15 protein-coding genes are annotated in these 19,619 nt (G+C 63.1%); 4 read left to right on the forward strand and 11 right to left on the reverse strand.

Annotated elements, in window-relative coordinates:
- Positions 1-99: 99 nt before the first annotated feature.
- The 6 genes from glrR to KUW18_RS03035 all read right to left on the reverse strand — a co-directional run bounded on the left by glrR (position 100) and on the right by KUW18_RS03035 (position 8,009).
- Positions 100-1,485: a two-component system response regulator GlrR gene (glrR, locus tag KUW18_RS03010; RefSeq protein ID WP_222161611.1), complete on the reverse strand. Its 1,386-nt coding sequence runs from the start codon at positions 1,483-1,485 to the stop codon at positions 100-102.
- A gap of 19 nt (positions 1,486-1,504) precedes the next feature.
- Positions 1,505-2,092 (reverse strand): hypothetical protein, encoded by a 588-nt coding sequence (locus KUW18_RS03015; RefSeq protein ID WP_261389557.1) that lies wholly within the window; start codon positions 2,090-2,092, stop codon positions 1,505-1,507.
- Positions 2,089-3,594, reverse strand: coding sequence for a sensor histidine kinase (locus tag KUW18_RS03020; RefSeq protein WP_206940130.1), 1,506 nt, complete (start codon positions 3,592-3,594; stop codon positions 2,089-2,091). Before KUW18_RS03020 ends, KUW18_RS03015 begins: the two co-directional genes overlap by 4 nt.
- A 930-nt stretch (positions 3,595-4,524) precedes the next feature.
- The gene (argA, locus tag KUW18_RS03025; protein ID WP_206940132.1) at positions 4,525-5,835 is read right to left on the reverse strand and encodes an amino-acid N-acetyltransferase; all 1,311 of its coding nucleotides are present in this window, start codon (positions 5,833-5,835) and stop codon (positions 4,525-4,527) included.
- A gap of 144 nt (positions 5,836-5,979) precedes the next feature.
- Positions 5,980-7,245: an inorganic phosphate transporter gene (locus KUW18_RS03030; RefSeq protein ID WP_206940134.1), complete on the reverse strand. Its 1,266-nt coding sequence runs from the start codon at positions 7,243-7,245 to the stop codon at positions 5,980-5,982.
- Positions 7,246-7,328: 83 nt separating this feature from the next.
- Positions 7,329-8,009: a TIGR00153 family protein gene (locus tag KUW18_RS03035; protein ID WP_206940136.1), complete on the reverse strand. Its 681-nt coding sequence runs from the start codon at positions 8,007-8,009 to the stop codon at positions 7,329-7,331.
- Between the two features lie 134 nt (positions 8,010-8,143).
- Here KUW18_RS03035 and KUW18_RS03040 point away from each other — a divergent pair, with 134 nt between their 5' ends.
- Positions 8,144-9,040 carry an inorganic triphosphatase gene (locus KUW18_RS03040; RefSeq protein WP_222560800.1) on the forward strand — a complete coding sequence of 299 codons (897 nt, stop codon included), beginning with the start codon at positions 8,144-8,146 and terminating at the stop codon, positions 9,038-9,040.
- A 216-nt stretch (positions 9,041-9,256) separates the two neighbouring features.
- Entirely contained in the window at positions 9,257-10,201 is a 945-nt protein-coding gene (locus KUW18_RS03045; RefSeq protein ID WP_315899912.1) for an ion transporter, read from the forward strand.
- A 56-nt stretch (positions 10,202-10,257) separates the two neighbouring features.
- On the opposite strand, the gene KUW18_RS03050 is transcribed toward KUW18_RS03045, so the two are convergent.
- Both KUW18_RS03050 and KUW18_RS03055 read right to left on the reverse strand, forming a co-directional pair.
- Positions 10,258-10,881 (reverse strand): L-threonylcarbamoyladenylate synthase, encoded by a 624-nt coding sequence (locus KUW18_RS03050; RefSeq protein WP_206940141.1) that lies wholly within the window; start codon positions 10,879-10,881, stop codon positions 10,258-10,260.
- 134 nt (positions 10,882-11,015) lie between these two features.
- Positions 11,016-11,954: a PHP domain-containing protein gene (locus KUW18_RS03055; RefSeq protein ID WP_222560802.1), complete on the reverse strand. Its 939-nt coding sequence runs from the start codon at positions 11,952-11,954 to the stop codon at positions 11,016-11,018.
- Between the two features lie 233 nt (positions 11,955-12,187).
- Between KUW18_RS03055 and KUW18_RS03060 the strand changes: the two genes are divergently transcribed.
- Positions 12,188-12,487 carry a YciI family protein gene (locus tag KUW18_RS03060; RefSeq protein ID WP_206940143.1) on the forward strand — a complete coding sequence of 100 codons (300 nt, stop codon included), beginning with the start codon at positions 12,188-12,190 and terminating at the stop codon, positions 12,485-12,487.
- 284 nt (positions 12,488-12,771) lie between these two features.
- Positions 12,772-14,805, forward strand: a complete 2,034-nt coding sequence (gene mnmC, locus KUW18_RS03065) for a bifunctional tRNA (5-methylaminomethyl-2-thiouridine)(34)-methyltransferase MnmD/FAD-dependent 5-carboxymethylaminomethyl-2-thiouridine(34) oxidoreductase MnmC (RefSeq protein WP_222560803.1) — start codon at positions 12,772-12,774, stop codon at positions 14,803-14,805.
- 72 nt (positions 14,806-14,877) lie between these two features.
- Here the strand turns inward: mnmC and KUW18_RS03070 are convergent, their stop codons facing one another.
- From KUW18_RS03070 to zipA, 3 genes are all read right to left on the reverse strand, one after another.
- A complete protein-coding gene (locus KUW18_RS03070) occupies positions 14,878-15,150 on the reverse strand; it encodes a YheU family protein (protein ID WP_222237084.1) in 273 nt (90 codons plus the stop codon).
- Positions 15,147-17,192, reverse strand: coding sequence for an NAD-dependent DNA ligase LigA (gene ligA, locus KUW18_RS03075; RefSeq protein WP_222560804.1), 2,046 nt, complete (start codon positions 17,190-17,192; stop codon positions 15,147-15,149). Before ligA ends, KUW18_RS03070 begins: the two co-directional genes overlap by 4 nt.
- Positions 17,193-17,440: 248 nt before the next feature.
- Complete coding sequence (gene zipA / locus KUW18_RS03080; RefSeq protein ID WP_222560805.1) at positions 17,441-19,441, reverse strand: cell division protein ZipA; 2,001 nt, start codon at positions 19,439-19,441, stop codon at positions 17,441-17,443.
- Positions 19,442-19,619 lie beyond the last annotated feature (178 nt).

Consider the following 19,619-nt stretch of genomic DNA (forward strand, 5'->3'; position numbering starts at 1 on the left):
AATGGCGGCGAATCCTGACAACGGGGACTGACAACGGCTTCTGGCGACGGAGCCCGACTGACTGCGGAAGCCGTCGCCGGCTGGCGCTCCTACGCCTGGCTAGCGCGCCTGATCGGCCATTCCCGGCTTGAACGATGCGGGTTCCAGCTCGTGACGGGACAGCAGCTTGTAGAAGTCGGTGCGGTTGCGGCCTGCGATGCGTGCCGCCTGTGTCACATTGCCTTCGGTGATCTTCAGCACCTTGACCAGATAGCTACGCTCAAAGCCTGCCCTCGCGTCGTTGAAGGTCGGCATGGCATTGTCTTCCGCCGCCAACGCCTGGGCCACCAAGGCTTCGGGAATCATTGGCGCACTGGACAGCGCCACGCACTGTTCCACCACGTTGACCAGCTGACGCACGTTGCCAGGCCAGGCGCAGGTTGCCAGCAGATTGAGCGCTTCCGGCGAGAAGCCCTTGACGAACGGCTTGTGGCGCGACGCCGCCTGGGCAACCAGGTGCTTCACCAGCAGCGGCACATCCTCGGCGCGATCCTTGAGCGCCGGCAGCTTCAGATTGACCACGTTCAGTCGATAGTAGAGGTCTTCACGAAACTCGCCTTCGTGCATGGCCTGGTCGAGATCGCGGTGGGTCGCTGACAGCACCCGCACATCCACCGGTACTGACGTGGTGGAGCCCACTGGCCGTACCTGACGCTCCTGCAGCACGCGCAGCAGCTTGACCTGTATCGCCAGGGGCATGTCCCCGATTTCGTCCAGGAACAGGGTGCCGCCATCTGCCGCCTGGAACAGGCCACCATGTTCGCTGATGGCGCCCGTAAAGGCGCCCTTGGCGTGGCCGAACAGCTCGCTTTCCAGCAGTTGTTCCGGCAAGGCACCGCAGTTGATCGCAATGAAAGGCTTGTCGGCCCGCGCGCTGGCCTTGTGAATCGCGTTGGCCAACAGCTCCTTGCCGGAGCCAGAAGGTCCGGTGACCAATACGCTGACGTCGGAGCCTGCCACCATCCTGGCCTGCTCGAGGATCCGCTCCATCTCGGGACTGCGGGTAATGATGGCCTCGCGCCAGCTGTCATCACCTTCGACACCGCTGGCGGTGTTCGACAATGCATCGTCAATGGCACCGAACAGCTCTTCACGGTCCACCGGCTTGGTCAGGAAGCTGAACACACCCTGGCGAGTGGCGCTGACCGCATCCGGAATCGACCCATGGGCGGTGAGGATGATCACCGGAAGCCCCGGCATGCGCCGCTGAATTTCCTGAAACAGCGCCATGCCGTCCATTTCATCCATGCGCAAATCCGACAACACCAGATCCGGGCGCCCTTCCTCCAGTCGCTTGAGCGCCTCGCGACCGCTCTCGGCAGTGGTAACGCGATAGCCGCGGCTTTCCAGGCGCATGCCAAGAAGTTTCAGCAGGCTGACATCATCGTCAACCAGCAGTACATGGGCACTCGTCTTGGCACTCAGGGTTGCTGCGACTTGCTTCATATCGCCGTCTCCACAGGTTTCATTCCGTCTGTTGGCGCAGATTGATGTTCTGTTCGATTTTGGTCAGCGCGTCCAGCTTGTCCGCCAGCGCCTGATTCTCCTCACGCAGTCGCGATAGCTCGCCATGGCGACGTCCGGCCCGCTGGCTGAGGGCACGGCGACCCTCCAGCTCGTTAAGCCAGTAGCGCATCAGCGGCTGCAATTCGCTGGGGGCCATGCTGAGGTCGGCCTTGTACAATTCGGAGGCCTGGTTCCACTGCGCCTCGCTGCCCCAGGCAAGCACCACGGCACGGCCAAGGCGTTGTTCCGGCGCGTGTCCCTCCAGCAGGGCCAGCATGGTATTGCGCCACTCGCGGTCCCCCCGCTGGGAGGCAAGCCCAAAGGCGACCCAGTCCGTCAGCATGCACTCTGACTCAGCGAAGGTGGGAATATCGGCATGGCATGCGCTCAGGTCGAGCGTTTCGACCTTGGGTGCGGTCACGCCACCAGGCTCGATAGGCAGGTACTCACAGCCGCTGAGCAGCGCCAACAGGGCGACAACAGCAGCGGGGCCGGCGGCGCGATATCGCGAGCGCCGGGGTGTCAGGGTCACACCCCTAGAGGTCATAGCGTCAGGTTCCTTGCGTGCTGGCCCGTCAATGCGGGCCTTGTATCGTTATAGGGGTCGCTACCGCGACCCTGTGGCGGCGCCACGGGCAGACTCAGGCGAAAGCACACCGGCCAGTCTGGATCGTCGACCAGTTCGAGCCGGCCATTTTGCAGCCGTGCGCAGTCTGCCGCCACCGACAGGCCAATCCCGGAGCCCTTGAGGGCGCCCTTGCGGCGAGCCCGGCCCTGATAGAAGGCCTCGAACAGATGCTCGCGATCCTGCTCTGCGATCGGATCGCCGGTATTGGCCACCTCAAGTTCCAGGCGGTCCTGGCGGGTCCGAGCACGAATAAGCAGCTTGCCGCCGTCTTCTCCATATGCCACCGCATTGGATACCAGGTTATCCAGCAGTCTGGCGGTGGCCTGGTGATCGGCGTTCCACTGCAGCGGACCGGAAAACACCTCGACCTGCATGTCCTTCGATTGCAGGCTGAGCCTGTGCTTGGCCAGCACCTCTCGCGCCACGGTCGCCATGTCGATGCGCTCGATGGAGGCACTGCGGTGATGCTGCAGCAAATTATAGTCCAGCAGCTGCTCGATCAGCCGTTGAAGCTCGGCGCCACTGGCGTCGATCAACTCCAGCACTTCTCGCTGACGTGGGCTGAGCTCACCTGCCACCCCATCAGACAGCAGGGCGGAGCCCTCTCGCACACTGGCCAGCGGCGTCTTCAACTCGTGGGACATATGCCGCAGGAACTGCTGCTTCTGCGCTTCGAGCTCTTCAAGGCGGTGGGTCAGCCAGTCCAGACGCTCACCCAGGGCGACCAGCTCCGCGGGACCCTGAACGCGACCAGCGAGACGATCCTGATGACCACTGCCGATGCCGAGAATACGCCGCTCCAACTGACGCACCGGGCGAATGATCAGCCGCGTGAACAGCAGCATCAACAGCAGGCTGGATGACACCAGCGCCCCCGTCTGCCACCACAGCCGCTGCTGCACCTGCTCGGCCCTTTCGCGTATGGCATCCAGGCGCTGATCGATGCGCAGGTTGGTGGCCTGGCGCATGCCTTCGACGTGTCGGGAAAAGGGGACAAAGGTGTCCAGCGAACCGATAAAGGCGTCCTGCTCCTTCTCGGGCAGGGTCGCCAGCTGATTCAACAGCCGTTCCAGTGCCAGGATGTCGGGATCCTCAGGCAGCAGCAGGCGCTGGCGCGCCAGCAACTGGCGGAATTCCGCCACCCTCTCGGCGTAGATGTCGAGCAGACTCTCTTCCTGAACCACGGCGTACTGGCGCGCCCCACGCTCCATCTCCACCGCCAGGGAGCCCAAGGTGCGGGCACGCCGTGTCTCCGACACCGCTTGACGAGCGCTGACTTCGGCCAGGCGCGACAATTCGGACAGCGCCTGGCCTGCCTGGTACATCAGTACACCAAGCGGCAGCATCACCACCACAAAGGCCAGCAATACCAGTTGCAACAACGAACGGGGGCGCCAACGGCGCGTAGCGGCAGTGGTCATGACCAGAGTTCTGTGAAGGAAGGTGAATGAAGCGTCCATCAATCCATCCAGAAGGATACCAGAGTTAGGCCACTCGCCCCGCGTCAACCTCTCATTCGGCATCGCTTGCGAAAAAAAAGGGGCCGGCTGAGCCGGCCCGAATACGCAGGGAACTGAAGGGTCGAAAAACAGATCAATCGATGGCCTGGTCCGCCCATTGAACGGTTTTCCGTTGGCCCGAAGGCCCGAAGCCAGAACACCGCCGTCGTCACCAGGGACCTGACGGTGTTCAGCGGATGGTCTCCCATCCCGCCTCGTTCTGGCCCCGTCGCCGCAGCGCCGGAGCAACATACTCCCCCGAAGGGGTCGGCATCCTTGCCAGAGCATCCTTGCTCTTCACGATACCTGTCCATGCCAACAAGGCCGGTACCGTCTCATCGCAACCTTGTGTTTCACATAGCGTGTCGCACATCACGCGGAGCAGACGCAGAGATCGACATAGACGCACAGGGCAGTGATTCTGTGCCAACCTCGGAGAAATAGACGGCTATCCGGCTAGTCCTCCCCGCTCGTTAAATACATAGCGAAAGCTGTGCCAAAAAAACATAAAAGTCATTAATATCAACAAGATAAAAAATACGAAACGCCACCAAACTGTGCTGTAAGCTCAATCAGCGTCGATCGACATGTCGCCCACGACCAAAAACGTCTCTGTTTGCCGACGCAATTTCAGGGTTTTTTCAGAAAACCAGGAAAAACAAAAAGATGCGGCGTCTCCTATTGGAGACGCCGCATCTTTTCTGAGACTCCCTACCAACAACAGGGCTTGTCGCTAGGGCGGATAAACCGGGCTGACCAACAGCGCTTGTCGGTGCCGACGGTCAATCTCCCCGCGAATGCACGCACGGCGATCATCGTGCCGGTCAGCTACTCACCCAGAGCTTGCCTAGGCTATAACCCCTTGCAGAGAACCTTGGACTGCCGCGCATGATTGTAGGCATCGCGCCTGAGCGGTGGGAGCTCGTCCAGCGCCGATGGCACGAAACCATGCTCCAGAAACCAGTGGGCCGTATGCGTCGTCAGTGCGAACAGACGCTGAATCCCCTGCCGCCGAGCCAGACGCTCGATCTCCGCCAGCAGGCGCTCCCCCCTGGCCCCACTGCGATAGTCAGGATGCACCGCCACGCAGGCCAGCTCGGCGACGCTTGCGTCAGTGAAACGGTGCAGTGCGGCGCAACCGATCACCATGCCATCCCGCTCGATGACCAGGTAGTCATCAATTTCATGCTCCAGTCGCTCGCGGGAACGTGGCACCAGCATACCGCGCTTCTCGAGGGGCTCCAGCAGCTCGAGCAACCCACCGATATCATCGATCTCGGCCGCTCGGAGCTGCTCATAGCGATGCTCGGTGATCATGGTGCCGACACCATCACGGGTGAACAGCTCGGCCAGCAATGCATCCGCATCACGCCAGGACAGCAGATGGGTGCGCGCCACCCCATGGGTGGCCGCCTCGCAGGCGGCCTCCAGATGCCGCGAGCGCTCTTCCGCCGGATCAGCCTCGGCCAACAGCGGGCGCGCCTGGGCAGGGGTGAGCTGGCGTAACAGCTGCCCGCCCTCATCGCACAGGCCGTCAGATTGCCCCAGCAGGATCAGCTTGTCGGCCTTGAGCGCCACAGCGACCTGCTGGGCGACTTCCGCCGCATCCAGGTCAAACACTTCGCCGGTGCTGGAGAAGCCAAGCGGTGGCAACAACACCAGCGACTGCTGGTCGAGCAAGGCTCGCACCGCACCAGAACGCACCCGGCGCACCTCGCCGGAGCGCTGAAAGTCGACACCGTCACGCACGCCCAGCGGCTTGGCCATGACCAGATTGCCGGACACGGTCGTCAGCTCGATGCCATGCAGCGGCGTATTGGGCAGCCCCAGCGACAGCCGTGCTTCCAGCCACAGGCGCTGCTCGGCGGCGACACGCTCCACCCGAGCCATGATGGTGTCGTCGGCCACCCAACGTGCCTGGTGGCGCACCGGAACGATGCCCTCACTGTCGAGCACGGCGTGCACCTGGTGACGAATGCCAAAGACCACCACCAGCTTGACCCCCAGGGTATGCAGCAGTGCCAGATCCTGGATCAGGGACTCGCCTCGGCCGGCTGCCATCGCCTCCCCTTCGACCAGCACCACAAAGGTTCGGCCTCGGTGGGCATTGATGTAGGGGGATGAGTGGCGAAACCAGTCAACGAAGGAGAAAGAGGTAGTCAAGGACCGAACCTGCTGCAGCGGACGAGGGGAATGATGGAGTCATCACTATATCAGAGCCTGCTGGCGCTCCACACCTGCGCGCCCAGGGTCGCAAACGACGACGGCGCCCGCAGGCGCCGTCGATAAACAGGGCAGACACCGAGATCAGTTGAAGATGCCCTTGAACATGAAGAAGAACATGATAGCGAGACCCGCACCCGCCGGCAGCGTGATCAGCCAAGACATCACGATGGTGCCGATGACGCGCAGGTTGAGCGCGGCCAGACCGCGTGCCAGTCCCACACCAAGCACCGCACCTACCAGCGTATGGGTGGTCGAGATCGGCAGACCGGTGCCCGATGCCAGCACCACCGTGGTGGCGGCGGCCAGGGTCGCGGCGAAGCCACGGCTCGGCGTCAGTTCGGTGATCCCGGTCCCCACGGTGGCGATGACCTTGTGGCCATAGGTCACCAGGCCGACGACGATACCCCCGCCGCCGAGCACCAGCACCCACCAGGGCACAGCCGACGCCCCTTGAATGCTGCCGTGCTCATGCACCACGCTGATGACCGCCGCCAGCGGGCCCACGGCGTTGGCCACGTCGTTGGAGCCATGGGCAAACGCCATGGCACAGGCGGTAAAGATCATCAGTACGCCGAAGACTCGCTCGACCCCTTCAAAGCCGAAGGCATCGGTCTTGCGCTGGCTGCGATCGATGCTGCGCTCACGCCAGACACCCAGACCCGCCAGCGCCACACCAAAGGCCAAGGCAATCAGCAGGCTCTCGAAGGGCGCCAGGTGCAGACCCACATGCTTGAGGCCCTTGGTCAAGGTCACCATGGCGACGATGAAGCCGACCAGGAACACGTACATGGGCACGTAGCGCTTGGCCGCGACGAACGGATCGTCGGCCTCGAAGACCAGGCGCTGGACCGATTTGAACAGCATGAAGCCAATGGAACCCGCCAGCAGCGGGGACACGATCCAGCTGGCGGCGATCTGGCCGACCTTGCTCCAACCGACGGCCTCGATACCAAGGCCGGCCAGGGCAAAACCGACAATCGCGCCGACGATGGAGTGGGTGGTGGACACCGGCCAGCCCTTCATCGAGGCGATCAACAGCCAGGTCCCTGCCGCCAGCAGCGAAGCCAGCATGCCGTAGACCAGGAGTTGTGGGTCGTTTTCGAGCAGCGCCGGATTGATGATGCCTTTGCGGATCGTTTCCGTGACCTGGCCACCGGCCAGCCAGGCGCCGAGGAATTCGAAGATGACGGCGATGATGATCGCCTGTTTGATGGTGACCGCCCGAGACCCTACCGAGGTCCCCATGGCGTTGGCGACGTCATTGGCGCCGACACCCCAGGCCATGAAGAAACCAAACACGCAGGCCAGTAGGATGAAGATGTCACCGTGCTGGGCAATGATCGACATGGGAGAAGATCCCTTGATTGCTGACTGAGGAAACTCTGAATGACGTCAGGCCGCGTTGGCGCGGCCTGTCGGGGCGACGGTCTTCAATTCGCCGTCATGATCTGGAGGCGACTGCCGACCCGCTCGGCGCGGTCCGACACTTCACCGATCCATTCGATGATCTGATAGAGGAACATCACGTCAACCGGCGGCAGGTCCTTCTCGAGGACAAACAGCTGTCGGCGAATGGCGATCTGCTGCTCGTCGGCACGTTGTTCCAGCGCGTGCAGATCACGAATCAGCTTCTGCATCAGCTCGGTCACGTTCTTGCCGAAGCCGGACTCGAGCAGGTCCTTGAGTTCTTCCAGGGCCTGGCGTGCCTGGGCGACACAGTCGACCGATGTGGCGATGTACTCGCGCATCGGCGTCGCCAGGGAGTCGGGCACCTGCATCTGACGCCCGAGCATGATGCCGGTGATATCGCGGGTCTTGTTGGCGATCTTGTCCTGCACGCTGACCAGATCGAGCAGGTCAGAGCGAGATACCGGCAAGAAAAGGGTATTGGGCAAGTTGAGACGCAGCTCGGTCTTGAGCGAGTCGGCCTCATGCTCGAGTCGAGTGATCACTTCGCGGTGCGCGGCGGCAGCATCCCAGTCACCCTGCAGCGTTGCCTCGAAGAACGGCAACAGCTCAGCAGAGCAGTCGTGGGCCTTTTCGATGTGGGCCAGCAGCGGTTGAAACGGGGAGCGGCCAAACATCGCCGAAAACGGATTTGATGTCACCATAGGGAGTCACGGACACTGGAGAAATGGCGGCGACAGTATAGTGACCCCAAACTGTCACGTCATGGAAAAGTTACCGTCATCACCACGCAATCTTGACCCGGTCCATATTCCCTTTGGCACGCCAGGACACCACTATGAGCCATGAAATCGAACTAAAGCTCGCCCTCGGACAGCATGGCCCCGACGCGCTGCGCCGCCACCCTCGCCTGGCCGGCGCCGACAGCCAGCGCAAGACGCTGATCAATACCTACTTCGACACCCCTGAAGATGACCTGAAAAAGGCACGCGTCGCCCTCCGGCTCAGGAAGATCGGCGACCAGTGGCTGCAGACCTTGAAAACCAGTGGCCAGGGCAGCTCCGGCTTGTCCACCCGTGGCGAGTGGGAGTGGCAGGTAGACGGCGACCAGCTGGACCTCGACGGTCTGCGTGACTTGCCGCCCTTTCAGGCGCTGGCCGATGACGTCGATATCGATGTGCTGCTGTCGCGCCTGAGGCCTCGCTTCACCACCAACTTCCAGCGCCAGCTGTGGTGGGTAGACAGCGATGGCAGCCAGATCGAAGTCGCCCTCGACGAGGGCTCCATCGAGGTGGGCGAGGCCTGCTGCGTCATTCGTGAGCTGGAGCTCGAACTCAAGCAGGGTGAGGCGTCGCGCCTGCTCGAACTGGCCGAGGGCTTCGCTGAAAGCGTGCCGCTGCGGCCTTCGGACTCGAGCAAGGCCGCACGCGGCACCGCCCTCACCCAAGGCTGGCAACTGCCCCCTGGCAGAGGACCACAGGATCGCCTGCACCAGGTGGTCGTTGCTCTGGATGCCTACGCAGATACCCAGCAGCAGCGCTGGTGCAAGGCCGCCTGCGAGGCGCTTGGACACCTAGCCGAGGACAGCGACAGTGCCGACATCAGCCGCGACGCTCACAGCTTGCGCGACGCGTTGCAGCAGGCACCGCAGGAGCAGGATTGGCTCACCTCGGAGATGGGAGCACTATTGTTGCGGTTGGGTCGCCGGCTACCCCAGAGCGTCGAGATGGAGTAACGTCAGTGACGAGGTGGCGCGCCGTCTACGGCGCGACCACCCCAGGCCTGTGTCCCGATCGATCAGGCCCTGTGTCGAGCAGCCCTTGTATCGAACAGACCCTGGCCGATACAGATCATGATCACGCTTATGTCTCGTACCACTGTCTCTCGGCCCTATCTCTCAGCCCTATCTATCAGCCCTATCTCCCACTACAGCGAAAGGAAAGCGCCCGTGATCAATGGCCATAAGCCGGCTGCCGAAGGCCTCAAGACTCGCGTGTTTCAGATCATCTTCGAGTCCGACACGCGCCTTGCCAAAGGCTTCGATATCGCCCTGATCACGGCCATTCTCCTCAGCGTGCTGGTAGTGGTGCTTGAGAGTGTGGATGGACTGCGCGCCGAGCATGGAGAGCTGTTTCGCTCGCTGGAATGGACCTTCACGATTCTCTTCACTATCGAGCTTGGCCTGCGGCTCTACTGCCTGGAGCGCCCACTCAACTACTTGAAGAGCTTCTACGGCGCCGTTGACCTGATCGCGATCCTGCCAAGTTGGCTGGCGCTCCTGATTCCCGGCGCACAGTCGCTGATCGTGATTCGTCTGCTCAGAAGCCTGCGCATCTTCCGAGTACTGCGACTGATGGAGTTCGTCGGCGAAGGCAGGTTGCTGATCGATGCCCTGAAACGCAGCGGCCATCAGATCTTTCTGTTTCTGTTCACCGTGTTCATGCTGGTCACGATCTTCGCCTCCCTGATGTACTTGATAGAGCCCAGGGAAGCGGGCTTCACCAGTATCCCCGTCGCCATCTACTGGGCGGTGGTCACGCTGACCACCGTCGGCTATGGCGATATCTCACCGGTCACACCGCTGGGCCAGGCGATCAGTGTGGTGGTCATGCTGATCGGCTACTCGATCATCGCGGTGCCCACCGGCGTGTTCTCCGCCGAGGTCATCCGTTCGATCCGATCAGACCGCTACTCGGACGAGGCCTGCCCTGGCTGCGGCCATGACCGTCATGAGCAGCGGGCCAAGTACTGCCTGATCTGTGGCACCTGGCTGGACGAGGAAACGCCGGACCCCAACGCCCCAGAGCCAGAACCCGAACCCGAACCCGAACCTGAGTCTGAATCAGAGGGCGACGCGGGCGATGAACAAACGCCCAGCCCTGCTGACGACAAATAGACAGCTCGCACTCACCATGCCTCGGGGCAGGCTTCCCCGGGGCAACTCCGGCTCGCCTACTCGGTGAACGGCGCAACATCCCCACGGCCTTCACGCACGATGACGGGCGGCATCTCGCGCAGGTCGATGACGCTGGTGGGCTCGAGCGTGCAGGCCCCGGCATCGATGATCAGGTCGAGATGCGCACCGAAGCGGTCACGAATCTCTTCCGGATCGGTCATAGGCAGCGTCTCGTCCACGGGAATCAGGGTCACGCTCATCAAGGGTTCGCCCAGCCGCTCCAACAGCGCTCTCGATATCTCGTGGTCCGGCACCCGCACGCCGATCGAGCGGCGCTTGGGATGCAGCAACAGCCGGGGCACTTCCGTGGTGGCGTTGAGGATAAAGGTGTAAGCACCAGGCGTATGAGCCTTGAGCAAGCGGAAGACGGCATTGTCCACCTTGGCATAAGTACCGATCTCGGACAGGTCCGAACACACCAGGGTGAAATTGTGCTTGTCATCCAACGAGCGCAGCCACTTGATCTTCTCGATGGCCTTCTTGTCACCCAGATGACAGCCCAGGGCATAGCCCGAATCCGTCGGATAGGCCACCACGCCCCCCTTGTGGATGATCTCCACCGCGCGATCGATCAAGCGCTTCTGGGGGTTGTCCGGGTGTATCTGAAAATACTGAGTCATGTCGCCTCCCTGGCGATGCAATAGAGCGTATGTAATGACAGCAGCGCATCAGGCATCCCGGGCATCCGCTGTCTTTCAGGCCTTGCTGTGAGCCTAGACCGAATTGCTCCGGACGGCGTCCTCGCTCACGCCGCTCAGGCGGTCCACCGAGACAGCTGCGGATGGGTCCATACCGGCCGCACGGCAGTGCGCGGGACCGCCGTCATGGTACCTGGCGCCAGATGCCCCCCAGGAAAATGAAAATCGCTGCCGAGGGATCCATATATGTCGCGTTCCATCAGCTGTCGCGCCAGATCCCGCGTGACGTCTGGATTCTGGGAACCGCTGACCAGTTCGGCTGCCTGTCCGCCAGCCGCACAGAACTCATCCAGCAGCAGACCACGCTTGCGCCGGGTCAGCTTGTAGCGCAAGGGATGAGCCAGCACCGCAACGCCGCCACTATCGAGGATCCATTCGACGATTTCCGACAGATACGGCCAATGCGATTTCACGTCACCTATCTTGCCGTTGCCCAGATACTTGCCAAACGCGGTCGGCAGATCGGCCACCAGTCCCTCGGCGACCATGACATGGGCAAAGTCCGGGCGATTGAGCGGACGATCACTGCCGGCCCAGGCACGCGCCTTGGCCAGCCCGTCGCTCAGCCCGATGCGCTCCAGCCGCTTGGCGATAGTGTCGGCGCGTTTTTCCCGCGCCAGCGCCTGCCCGGCCAGACCGCTTTCGAGCAGGGGACCGGCGCCACCAGGCAGCAAGCCCACCACATGGATATTGATCCCCCGCCACTGGCAGGAAAGCTCCGTGGCCGGCAGCAGTGACATGCCCAAGTCGCGGGCACGCTGGCCCGCCTCATCCACCCCAGCCAGGGTGTCATGATCGGTGAGAGCGACGTGGCTCAGCCCTTTCTGATGGCAAAGGTCCATCAGCGCAGTGGGTGCGAGAGCGCCATCCGAGGCCGTGGAATGCATGTGGAGGTCAACGGCGAGGGGCGCGCCTTCGAAGGTATCAACCAGCGCAGCGCGGCTGTCCAGCGCCGGCGTATCAGCAAGCGCAGGGGTATCAAAAAGGGAAGGCATGGGACAGGAAACTGGCTCCTCGACATGACGCCGGGCGGCGACTTTGACAGAATATGCCGTCCATGGTGCGCGTGGCGCCCGCCACGGTCAATGCTGACGCCCTGAACGCCAGCCTGTGCTGCCGCTCCCGTGACCGGTTCAACGGGCATTTACCTGTCCGCGCCGACGCCATCCGGTAATGCCAGTTAGCCTGCCCCAGCTGTCACGCTCGGGCCCTAATCGAGGAAGATGCGATGCTCTACGCTATCATCAGTGAAGATGTGGATAACAGCCTGGAACGGCGCCTGGCCGCGCGACCGGACCATCTGGCCCGCCTTGAAGCGCTGCGTGACGAAGGACGACTGGTGTTGGCTGGCCCGCACCCCGCCGTCGACAGCGACAACCCTGGAGATGCCGGATTCAGCGGCAGTCTGGTCGTGGCCGAATTTGCCGACCTGGCCACCGCCCAGGCCTGGGCGGACGCCGATCCCTACGTGATCGCGGGCGTCTACGCCAACGTCAGCGTCAAGCCTTTCAAGAAGGTCCTGCCCTGAACCAGGCACGCGCGACCCCGACACGTCGGTCGGGGCGCCATCACCCCTGAATCCAACGCAGCACCCTGTCAGCCAGCAAGCCAATGCGTCAGGCGTTCCGCTACCAGATCCTGGAGCCCCTCGCTGCGACGGCGCAGACGCCATTATCCACAGCAGCTTGTTCACAGAGACTGTGGAAAAGTCTGTTGAAACGCCGCGGACGCATTGCTGCAGCCCTGCTGTCACGCTTATGACAGCAAGATGATCATTTCTTGACCAGCTCCCACCCGCAGGAACCGATAGCCGTGACCCACGCTCCCGACGGCCTTCCCGCCCTGACCTCCGCAACGCCGGCCGAGCTTGAATGGCGTGAGGAAAGCAGCGGCCTGAGCCCGCACTCACGCGTCTTCGACGACGTCTACTTCTCCCGCCATGACGGTCGCGCGGAGACCGAGCACGTGTTCATTCACGCCAATCACCTGCCCCAGCGATTCCAGGAATGGACCCTGGAGCGGCCCTTCGTGATCGGCGAGACAGGCTTCGGTACGGGTTTGAATATGCTGTGTGCCTGGCAAGCCTTTGACCAGCACGCCCCCGCCGGTGCTCGCCTTCACCTGGTGTCCACTGAGCGCTACCCCATGTCCGCCGCTGACCTTGCCCAAGCGCTGGCGGGGTGGCCAGACCTGGCGGATCGCGCCGCCGCGCTCATCGAGGCCTGGCCTGAACCGGTCATCGGCGTTCACCGATTGACGCTGTCCCCGCGGGTGACTCTGGACCTCCACATCGGGGACAGTAGCGAGCGCCTGGCATTGCTGGATGGCCGAGTGGATGCCTGGTTCCTGGATGGCTTCGCCCCGGCCAAGAACCCTGACATGTGGCAACCCGCGCTGTTTGAGCAGATGGCGGCGCGCTCGCGCCCAGGCGCGACGTTTGCCACCTTCACCTGCGCGGGTATCGTCAAGCGTGGCCTCAAGGCAGCGGGCTTTCAGTGGCGCAAGGTCCCAGGCCATGGACGTAAACGCGAGATGCTGGCCGGCGAGATCGACACGCCCCCAGCCGACAAGCGGCGTCAGGCCACCCCCTGGTATAGCCCACCGCCAGCTCTGCCCCATCGCCGGGTGGCCATCATCGGCGCCGGGATCGCCGGCTGTGCCACCGCCGAGGCGCTGGCTCGCCGTGGTATCGAGGTCACCTTGATCGACAGCACTGCGCCCGGGGCCGGGGCGTCGGGCAACGAACAGGGCGCCCTCTACGTCAAGCTGGCGGCCGATACCAACCACCAGAGCAGGGTCTACCTGGCTGGTCTGCTCTATAGCCAGCGTTGGCTGGCTCGGCTCGACGGCGAGGGTCAACTGTGGTCACCCTGTGGCGTGCTGCAGCTGGCTCATGGGGACCGCGAGGCTCGTCGTCAGCGGCGCTTCCTCGAGCATCACCCGCTGCCGCACTCGGTGGTGCATTCGATCGATGCCGCGCAGGCATCACAACTGGCAGGAGTGCCTGTGACAGCGGGTGGGCTCTGTTATCCCGGAGCGGGCTGGGTCAAGCCACGCGCCCTGTGCGAGTTTCTGGTCGCACGTCCTGGCGTGAACCTCGTGAAGGCCCAGATCCACGATCTGAGGGCGTCAGACCAGGGCTGGCGTCTGCTCGGCACCGCAGCGGATGGCAGTCAGGTGGCGGTTGACGCAGACCAGGTCGTCATCGCCACTGCCCACCAGGCAAACCAGTTCGCGTATACCCAGGGGCTGCCGCTGCAGCCGGTCAGAGGCCAGGTCAGTCGCTGGCGACTGCCCCCCGACGCGCCGGCGCCGCAACGGGTCGTCTGCGCAGGCGGCTATGTGGCTCCGCCCCTGGAGGGCGTACTGACCTTTGGCGCCACCTTCGTCCCCGGCTGCAGCGATGCCGACACGCTGCCAGAGGATCATGCGGCCAATCTAAGAGAACTCGACCAGACCTTGCCTGGCTACACCGACCGGCTGCGTGCACAGGGAATCACGCTAAGTACCGAGTCTCTCGACGGTAGAGGTGGCGTACGTTGCGCCAGCCCTGACAAGAGCCCCTACGCAGGCCCGCTGCCCGACCAGCAGGCCTGGGTCGAGGACTATGCGGTACTGGAAAAGGACGCCACCCGAGTGCCTGATACACCAGGTCGTCACCATCGGGGGCTCTGGATCAGCGCCGCCCACGGCTCCCGTGGCCTGGCCAGCGCGCCACTGTGCGCTGAGGTGCTGGCATCACGCATCTGCGACGAACCGCTGCCACTAGAAGCGCCACTGGCCGACCATCTGCACCCCGGGCGCAGGGTGATCAGAGACATCATTCAAGGCAAGCGTCGCCACTGATACCCGCCCTTGCTGCACTGGGGGATCGCCAGCGAAGGGGCGCTAGACGTGAGTCGAGCGTCCCTTCGCTGTTTAGATATCGCCTTCTTCCTCGTCGTCAGCCAGATCCCTGCCAAAGGCACGCCACTGGGCCAGTGTCAGCACTTCGGTACTCTCGGTCTCCAGGTCGTGGGCGATGATCAACTCTGAGCGCTCCAGCTGGGCCTTGAGTTGCTTGACCCAGCCGTGCATGCCTTCCCCTGTGTCTGTGGTGTCGTAGCCCTGACGAGTCACAAAGCTCTCGAGCAGTGCATCGAGGGTCTCGCCAGGCAGCATCCGATACGGCACTTCCACGAAGCGACTCATGCGTCCTCCTTATCGCTCGCTTCCCATTGCGCTAGACGCTCGAGAAACGTGGCTTCATCGATGACCGGGACACCGGCTTGTTCGGCCTTGGCCAGCTTGCTTCCCGCACCGGGACCAGCCACCAGGCAATGGGTCTTCTTCGAGACGCTACCCGAGACCTTGGCACCGAGCGCCTGCAGGCGCGCCTTGCCCTCATCCCGCGTCATGGTTTCCAGGGTGCCGGTCAATACCCAGGTCTGGCCTTCCAGCGGTGTTGCCTGCTCGCTGACGCTGATCTCGTCCCAGCGGACTCCAGCCTCCAGCAACGCCTTGATGGTATCGACGTTGTGCTCCTGGTCGAAAAAGGTGGCCACATGCTTCGCCACCACCGGCCCTACGTCCTCGACGGCTTCCAGGGCCTCCCCATCGGCCTGCATCAGGGCCTCCAGACTGCCAAAGTGGCTAGCCAGGTTGGCCGCGGTGGCTTCACCCACTTCGCGTATCCCTAGCGCATAGATGAACCGACCCAGCGTTGTGTCTTTCGAGCGCTCGAGCGCCTTGACCAGATTGGTCGCGGACTTCTCCGCCATGCGAGGCAGCCCGGCAAGCTCCGGTGTCGTCAGCGAGAACAGGTCCGCCGGCGTCTTGACCATGTCACGATCCACCAGCGCCTCGATCAGCTTCACCCCAAGCCCATCGATATCCAGCGCGCGACGTGAGGCGAAGTGCTTGAGCGCTTCCTTGCGCTGGGCAGCGCAGTAAAGCCCGCCGGAGCAGCGAGCCACCGCCTCGCCCTCGATACGCTCGATCTCGGACTCACAGACCGGGCAATGCTGGGGAAAGGCGATGTCTTGGCCCTCGCCGTCGGCGGCAGCCTCGACCACCCGAACCACCTGAGGAATAACGTCCCCTGCGCGCCGAATAGCGACACGATCGCCAATGCGCACACCCAGGCGCGCAATCTCGTCCGCGTTGTGCAGGGTCGCATTGGACACCGTGACGCCTGCCACGCTGACAGGCTCCAGTCGCGCCACTGGGGTGATGGCGCCGGTTCGGCCGACCTGGAACTCGACATCCTTCAAGGTGGTGGTCTGCTCCTGGGCGGGAAACTTGAAGGCTATCGCCCAGCGTGGCGCGCGGGAGACGAACCCCAGCTCCCGCTGCAGGCGCAATTCATCCACCTTGATCACCACGCCATCGATGTCCACATCCAGGGAATCGCGGCGCTCGCCAAGGCGCCGGCAGTAGTCGATCACCCCCTCGGCGCCGGTGACCACCTCGAGGTCACGGCTGACCGGAAGCCCCACCGCTGCCAGTGAGTGCATCAGCTCACTGTGGGTCCTGGCGCCCTGATCCGGCTCCAGCCTGGCGACCTGATAAGCGCTGAATTCCAGGGGACGCTTGGCCGTCACTCTGGGATCGAGCTGACGCAGACTACCGGCGGCGGCGTTGCGGGGATTGGCGAAGACCTTGCCATCCTGCTCCCGCGCCCTTTCGTTCATGGCTTCAAACTCCCGGTGGCGCATGACCACCTCGCCACGCACCTCCATCAGGCTAGGTGCCTGGTCACCGCGCAAGCGCAGCGGAATCGACTTGAGGGTCTTGAGGTTGGACAGAATTCCCTCTCCGGTGCGGCCATCTCCGCGGGTGGCGCCGCTGACCAGCACACCCTGCTCGTACACCAGCGACACGGCGGCGCCATCCAGCTTCGGCTCGCAGACAAACGACAGCGCCTCAGGCGAGAGCTCCAGCCGTTCGGCCACGCGGTTCACGAAGGCGCGAAGCTCCTCATCGTCAAAGGCGTTGTCGAGGGATAGCATCGGCAGCGCATGGGTGACTTCCGGAAATCCATCGGCAGGCTTGGCCCCCACCCGCTGGGTCGGGGACTGCGGGCTGGCGAGGTCGGGGTGCGCCTGCTCGAGCTCGCTCAATCGACGCAATTTGCGGTCATACTCGATGTCCGGCAGACGCGGATCATCCAGCACGTAGTAGCGATAGTTGGCGTCATCGAGTTCGGTGCGCAGTTGCGCCACCTCGTCGCGAATCGAAGCGTCGGTGGTCATGTCAGCCCTTTGGCGAATAGCAAACGTCTTGGTCTGGCACCATTTTACCCCATGCCCCTCGGGAAAAAACCGCTGCGGGACCGCTCTCGCCAGACGACGCAAATGCAAGCGGCCCCGTGTTTTCACGGGGCCGCTTTCTCTTTACTGCTGACTTGACCGGCTGTCTGGTATCGCTGTCACGGTGGCAGTCTTCGCCATGCATCACGCCGTAGCCGTCGGTCGATGGAGAACGAGCGTCGCCGCTCCTCTCAGTTGACCTGGTAGCGATGCAGACGATGCCTGCGCTCGAACTCCTGCACGCGCTGACGAGCGAACTCCACGGTTTGAGCGGTCATTACACTGCGGTTTTCATCCTTCAGCTCGCCCCCCATGTGGCGCACGATCACCATGGCGGTCTCGACCATGGCCTCAAAGGCAGCCGAGCTGTCCTTGGCGCTGGGTAGCGGCATCAACAGGGTGATGCCCGGGGTCGTGAAGTCGTCCATCGCCTCGATCGGGAAGGTGCCCGGCTTGAGCACGTTCACCATGGAGAACTGCAGGGCGCTGCCCTCGTCCTCGGTCTCGAACCGGTGGAAGATCCCCATCTCACGACTGTAGCGCAGGCCGCAGGCCATCATCAGCTCTAGCAGCGTTGTGCCGGGGAAGCCGTTCTCATCACGGGACATGACGCTGATGACGATGATTTCCTCGGCGTTGCTGAGACTGTCACGGGCGTGCTCGGCATTGACATCATGACGAAGCGCCTTTTCCAGCACAGGATGCGGGCGTACCTTGCCGCCGTGCCCGCTATCGAAACCTTCGTCGTAAGCGGCATAACCACTACCATCCTCGACGTCAAACTCGGGCTCGGGAACCTCTGCTTCCCAGCGCGGCTCGGCCGCTGGTGCCTGGTGGGAGGCCTGAAGCGTCTGCTCGTGCTCGGCTGTTGCCCGCTGGCGCTCGGCTGTTGTCCGCTCGCGCTCGGACCGCTTCAGCGCAGCTTCCCGCTCTGCGGCCAGGTGCTGTCGCTCTGCCTGCTCGCGTTCCCGCTTGGCGGCGTTTTCGGCATCCTGCTCGGCCTTGCGCTTGGCAGCTTCTGCTTTCTGCTCAGCCTTGAGGCGGGCCTTTTCCGCTTTCTGCTGTTCACGCCGTTCGCGGCGCTCGCTGACGCTCTTCTGCAACGAGGCGCCAAAGCGCTGCATGGAGCTTCCCATACGGCGTGAGCGATCCTTGAGCGAGTCACCCATGCCCTCGAAGTCGACCAGGCGATACTGATCTTCGTCGAAGTCTTCATGATCTTCAGGATCGGCAGCCAGGTGCATGGCGTTCGGGTCGCGTCTTGCGGTGCGCTCTTCCGCACCCTTGACGCCAGCTTCACCAGTGGTGTCGCTATCGTCAGCGGTGGCAGACAGCACCGGCTCGCGACGATCCCCAGCATCGGCCGAACCAGCCGCTTCTGCGTCCACGTGCGCCGCCGGTGTCTCGGCAACGCTCGGGGTGTTGGCGGGTGGAGCCTCTGACGCTTCTGGGGCCTCGCTCGGGATAGCGGGTGCAGGGGCTTTTTCTTCAACACCAGCCGCAGGCGCTGTCCTTTCAACCTCAGCGTCAACACCAGCCGCAGGCGCTGTTCTATCCACCCCAGCCGCAGGCGCTGACCTTTCAACCTCAGCCGCAGGCGCTGTCGTTTCAACCTCGGCGTCAACACCAGCCGCGGGCGCTGTTCTATCCACCCCGGCCGCAGGCGCTGTTGTTTCAACCCCAGCCGCAGGCGCTGTTCTATCCACCCCAGCCGCAGGCGCTTTTTCTTCAACCCCAGCCGCAGGCGCTTGAGCAGTCGTCACCCCAGCCCTACCACGGTGGGCCTGACTGGAGCGGAATTCGGACAATACCCGAGAAGGTCCAGGATGCTCCTGGCGCTCAAGCTTGGGTTTGGGCTGCACACTGGAGAAATCGGCGGGCTTGATCACCCGAGCCCCTCCGTTGGGCAGCTCCCAATTGATTTCTTCCTCGCGCGCTCTCTCTTCGGGGTCATCCAGATCAGTGCCCCCGTCTACTGTGTCACGTCTGGCGGACACATTGACGCCAGGATGGCCCGCAACGGCGGCCTCCTGTGCCTGGCTTCGATCCAAGCCAGCGTCATCGAGAACGTCTCCCTGCACCTCATCCAGGCGGGGAGTGCGACGTTGGCGCTGCAGGCGACGCGCCCCATCGATAACGATGAGGGTCACCAGTGCCAGCCCCAGAATGATCAGCCACTCTCTTAGTTCCATGGGTCGTCATGCCTTTGCTAAGGCGCCATGCCTGATGGTTGTCCGTCAACAGCATAGCGTGATTGCGAAAAAAAGGGCCACTTTTTTGTTTGTCAAGCGTCGGATTTTTTCCGCTCTTCTCGACAATGCCCTTCGCATTCGCCCTTCCAACTCCCTTTGCTTACCTTGCCATGCAGCA

It is taken from the genome of Halomonas sp. DP5Y7-2 (assembly GCF_019802025.1).
GTDB classification, from domain to species: Bacteria; Pseudomonadota; Gammaproteobacteria; order Pseudomonadales; family Halomonadaceae; genus Halomonas; species Halomonas litopenaei_A.